We start from the raw sequence: 4504 nt of genomic DNA, 5'->3' as shown, positions 1-4504 counted from the left end.
CTGTTCGAGATGGAGAACACCGAGCTCACCTTCCAGGAGGAGGCGCTGAACGTTGTCGCCAAGAAGGCGATCGAGCGGCGCACCGGCGCGCGCGGCCTGCGCTCGATCATGGAGGGCATCCTGCTCGACACCATGTTCGACCTGCCGGGCCTCGACGCCGTCGAGCAGGTGGTGATCGGCCCCGACGTCGTCGAGGGCAAGTCGCGCCCGCTCTACATCTACGCCGAGCGCAACGAGAAGACCGGCGCCAGCGCCTGAGGCGCGCGGCGGGGGCCTCTCCCCGCCGCCGTCAACTCCGCGTCGGGGCGCTTGCGGCGCTCCCCGGCGGCCTCCATCTGACATCTGAACCTCTGTCAACTCAATCAGAGCCGCACGCCGTCAGGCCGAAACCATCGGCGCCCCCCGAGCGGGTCCGCCTCCTCCCCGCCGAGCGCGTTTCGAGTTAGGAACCATTATGACCCAGAAGCGCGAGCCTGCACCCCCCGGAGCGGTCGAGAGCTATCCCGTTCTCCCCCTGCGCGACATCGTCGTCTTCCCGCACATGATCGTGCCGCTGTTCGTCGGCCGCGAAAAATCCATTCGCGCCCTCGAAGAGGTGATGAAGACCGACAGCCTGATCCTGCTCGCCACGCAGATGAACGCCTCGGACGACGATCCTGCGCCCAAGGCGATCTTCTCGACCGGCACGCTCGCCTCCGTGCTGCAGCTCCTGAAGCTGCCCGACGGCACGGTCAAGGTGCTGGTCGAGGGCCAGGTGCGCGCGCGGGTTCAGGGCTACACCCGCACCGACGACTATTATGAGGCCGACGCCGAGGTGATCGCCGACGACCCGCTCGACAAGGTCGAGGTCGAGGCGCTCGCCCGTTCGGTGGTCTCGGAGTTCGAGGGCTACGTCAAGCTCAACAAGAAGATCTCGCCCGAGGTCGCGGCCGCGGTCACCCAGATCGAGGACTACGCCAAGCTCGCCGACACCATCGCCTCGCATCTCGCCGTCAAGATCGCCGACAAGCAGACGGTGCTCGAGACCTCTTCGGTGGCGAAGCGCCTCGAGAAATGCCTCGCGCTCATGGAGAGCGAGATCTCGGTGCTGCAGGTCGAGAAGCGCATCCGCACGCGCGTCAAGCGCCAGATGGAGAAGACGCAGCGCGAGTACTACCTCAACGAGCAGATGAAGGCGATCCAGAAGGAGCTCGGCGACGAGGACGGCAAGGACGACCTCGCCGAGCTCGACGAGCGGATCAAGGCCACCAAGCTCTCCAAGGAGGCGCGCGACAAGGCCCAGGCCGAGCTCAAGAAGCTGCGCCAGATGTCGCCGATGTCGGCCGAGGCGACGGTGGTGCGCAACTATCTCGACTGGCTGCTGTCGATCCCGTGGAACAAGCGCTCCAAGGTCAAGAAGGACCTTGTCGTCGCCGAAGAGCTGCTCGACGCCGAGCATTTCGGCCTCGAAAAGGTCAAGGAGCGCATCCTCGAATATCTCGCCGTGCAGACGCGCGCCAACAAGCTCGCCGGGCCGATCCTCTGCCTCGTCGGCCCGCCCGGCGTCGGCAAGACCTCGCTCGGCCGCTCGATCGCCAAGGCGACGGGGCGCGAATTCGTGCGCATGTCGCTCGGCGGCGTGCGCGACGAGGCCGAGATCCGCGGCCACAGGCGCACCTATATCGGCTCGATGCCCGGCAAGATCATCCAGTCGATGCGCAAGGCGAAGAGCTCGAACCCGCTGTTCCTGCTCGACGAGATCGACAAGATGGGCATGGACTTCCGCGGCGACCCGTCGTCGGCGCTGCTCGAGGTGCTCGACCCCGAGCAGAACCAGAGCTTCAACGACCATTACCTCGAGGTCGACTATGACCTTTCGAACGTGATGTTCGTCACCACCGCCAATACGCTGAACATCCCGGCGCCGCTGATGGACCGCATGGAGATCATCCGCATCGCCGGCTACACCGAGGACGAGAAGGTCGAGATCGCCCGCCGCCACCTGATCCCGGCGGCGCTCAAGAAGCATGGCCTCGCGCCCAAGGAATGGAGCATCGACGACGCAGGGCTCATCATGGCCATCCGCCGCTACACGCGGGAGGCCGGCGTGCGCAACCTCGAGCGCGAGATCTCCAAGCTCGCGCGCAAGGCGGTCAAGCAGATCCTGACGAGCGACGTCAAGTCGGTGAGCGTCACGGCCGACACCGTGCCGGACTTCCTCGGCGTGCCGCGCTACCGTTTCGGCGAGGCCGAATCCGAAGACCAGGTCGGCGTCGTCACCGGCCTCGCCTGGACCGAGGTCGGCGGCGAGCTTCTGACCATCGAAGGCGTCATGATGCCCGGCAAGGGCCGCATGACGGTGACCGGCAATCTGCGCGACGTCATGAAGGAGTCGATCTCGGCGGCGGCGTCCTATGTGCGCTCCCGCGCGGTCGACTTCGGCATCGAGCCGCCGCTGTTCGACCGGCGCGACATCCATGTCCATGTGCCCGAGGGCGCGACGCCCAAGGACGGGCCGTCGGCGGGCGTCGCCATGGCCACCGCGATCGTGTCGATCATCACCGGCATCCCGATCCGGCGCGACATCGCCATGACCGGCGAGATCACGCTGCGCGGCCGCATCCTGCCGATCGGCGGCCTGAAGGAGAAGCTGCTCGCGGCGCTGCGCGGCGGCCTCAAGAAGGTGCTGATCCCGGAAGAAAACGCCAAGGACCTCGTCGACATCCCGAACTCGGTCAAGAACGCGCTGGAGATCGTGCCCGTCGCCCGCATGGACGAGGTGCTCGCCCATGCGCTGGTGCGCCAGCCGCAGCCGATCGTCTGGGAGGAGGACCTGAAACCCGCGCGCGGGCTCGCCTCCGACGACGACGCCTCGGGCGCCGTGGCGCATTGACGCGACAATGATTCGTCGGGCCGGCGGCCCGGCGCGCGATGCTCAGGGCCGCGGCGCTCCCGCGGCCTTTTTTCCGCCGCGAAGCCGGCGCGGCCCGCGGCCGGCCCGCGTTGACCGCGGCGGAAAGCTGTGCGATCCGAGGCCCGCGCCGCGCCTTCGCGGCGCCGGGCGGTTAGCTCAGTTGGTAGAGCGTCTCGTTTACACCGAGAGGGTCGGCGGTTCGAGCCCGTCACCGCCCACCAGCGCCGCAGCCCTGCGCCGCGCTGCGCCTTCCTGCGTTCCCTCCCTGCGCTGTCACTCGCCGCTCCGTCGTTTACCGGCCCTGGCCTGCGTCCGGCGGCCGGCGCCGGATTTTGCGCCGAAATTCCGGCCTGGCTCGCCTGACGGCCCGGGCGCCGCGCAGAATTTTCGGGCGCGAAGCCAGAAGGCGACGCTTCGGCGCTTGACTTACCGGGGCCAAATGCCCTATCCGGCTGCTCTCCGGTTCGCAGCGCCACGGCGCGACGGTCCGCGGGGGAGTAGCTCAGTTGGTTAGAGCGCCGGCCTGTCACGCCGGAGGTCGCGGGTTCAAGTCCCGTCTCTCTCGCCATTTCCGGCCCTTTCCCATCGCTGGCCTGTCCTCGTCGCCGGTCTTTCCCCGTCGCCAGACTTTCGCCCGCGGCCGGCTGCGGCGCGGCGCCGCGCGAACCAGCGTCCCGCTTCGTCATCCCACTGATTGCGTAGCCTGCCGGACCGCGTCCAGCGCGGACGGCGCCATGACGGATTTTGATTTAGAAGTCTTTCAAACATCATCTTGCGCTGCGAAGGCTGCTGGGCTACGCATCGCTCGACGGCGTGACGGAAGCCTTTCTCCCTGCGCCGCCCGCCCCAGCGGCGGCTCGCAAGAGCGTCCCGAAGCTTCGTCCGAGAGCTTTCGAATGCCGAGCCTTCTCGATCAATATCTGCCGCTCGTCGTGTTCATGGCCGTCGCCGCCGTGATCTCGGGCGCGCTGCTCGTCGCGCCCTTCCTGCTCGCCTTCAAGGCGCCGGATAGCGAAAAGCTCTCGGCCTATGAATGCGGCTTCAACGCCTTCGACGACGCGCGGATGCAGTTCGACGTGCGGTTCTACCTCGTGTCGCTGCTGTTCATCGTGTTCGATCTCGAAGTCGCCTTTCTGTTCCCATGGGCGGTCGCCTTCCATCAGGTCGGGCCGCTCGGCTTCTGGTCGATGATGGTCTTCCTCGGCGTGCTCACGGTCGGCTTCGTCTATGAGTGGAAGAAGGGGGCGCTGGAATGGGACTGAATCCGCCCGTCGCGATCGATCCGGCGTCCGACCGGCCGGCGCGTCCCGAGGATCTCTATTTCCGGTCGATCAACGACAAGCTCGCCGACAAGGGCTTCATCGTCACTTCGACCGACGAGCTCATCAACTGGGCGCGCACCGGCTCGCTGATGTGGATGACCTTCGGCCTCGCCTGCTGCGCGGTCGAGATGATGCAGGCCTCCATGCCGCGCTACGACGTCGAGCGGTTCGGCTTCGCGCCGCGCGGCTCGCCGCGCCAGTCCGACGTGATGATCGTCGCCGGCACGCTCACCAACAAGATGGCGCCCGCCCTGCGCAAGGTCTACGACCAGATGCCGGAGCCGCGCTA

General features: G+C 67.2%; 3 protein-coding genes, 2 tRNA genes and 1 pseudogene. All 6 read left to right on the top strand.

The genetic code is table 11. The features are described from left to right. A pseudogene (locus tag ACILRB_RS15855) lies at positions 1-258 on the top strand (ATP-dependent Clp protease ATP-binding subunit ClpX); the annotation flags it as partial. Positions 259-454: 196 nt separating this feature from the next. Next, positions 455-2872 carry an endopeptidase La gene (gene lon, locus ACILRB_RS15850; RefSeq protein ID WP_395667262.1) on the top strand — a complete coding sequence of 806 codons (2418 nt, stop codon included), beginning with the start codon at positions 455-457 and terminating at the stop codon, positions 2870-2872. A 166-nt stretch (positions 2873-3038) separates the two neighbouring features. Then, positions 3039-3114 (top strand) — tRNA-Val (locus ACILRB_RS15845). Between the two features lie 270 nt (positions 3115-3384). Further along, positions 3385-3461, top strand: a tRNA-Asp gene (locus ACILRB_RS15840). 328 nt (positions 3462-3789) lie between these two features. After that, positions 3790-4155, top strand: coding sequence for an NADH-quinone oxidoreductase subunit A (locus ACILRB_RS15835; RefSeq protein WP_395667261.1), 366 nt, complete (start codon positions 3790-3792; stop codon positions 4153-4155). Next, the coding region (nuoB, locus tag ACILRB_RS15830) for an NADH-quinone oxidoreductase subunit NuoB (protein WP_395667260.1) at positions 4146-4504 on the top strand (359 nt) is incomplete at its 3' end. The genes ACILRB_RS15835 and nuoB, both read left to right, overlap by 10 nt.

Origin of the sequence: Methylocella sp., from assembly GCF_044226135.1 — a bacterium.
GTDB lineage: Bacteria > Pseudomonadota > Alphaproteobacteria > Rhizobiales > Beijerinckiaceae > Methylocapsa.
Note: the sequence above shows the minus strand (reverse complement) of the source record. Positions and strands in the feature narration are given on the sequence as shown.

Bases quoted from the DNA above. Each gene is read 5' to 3' on its own strand.
- lon (WP_395667262.1), top strand. From the start codon at position 455: ATGACCCAGAAGCGCGAGCCTGCACCCCCCGGAGCGGTCGAGAGCTAT.
- ACILRB_RS15835 (WP_395667261.1), top strand. From the start codon at position 3,790: ATGCCGAGCCTTCTCGATCAATATCTGCCGCTCGTCGTGTTCATGGCC.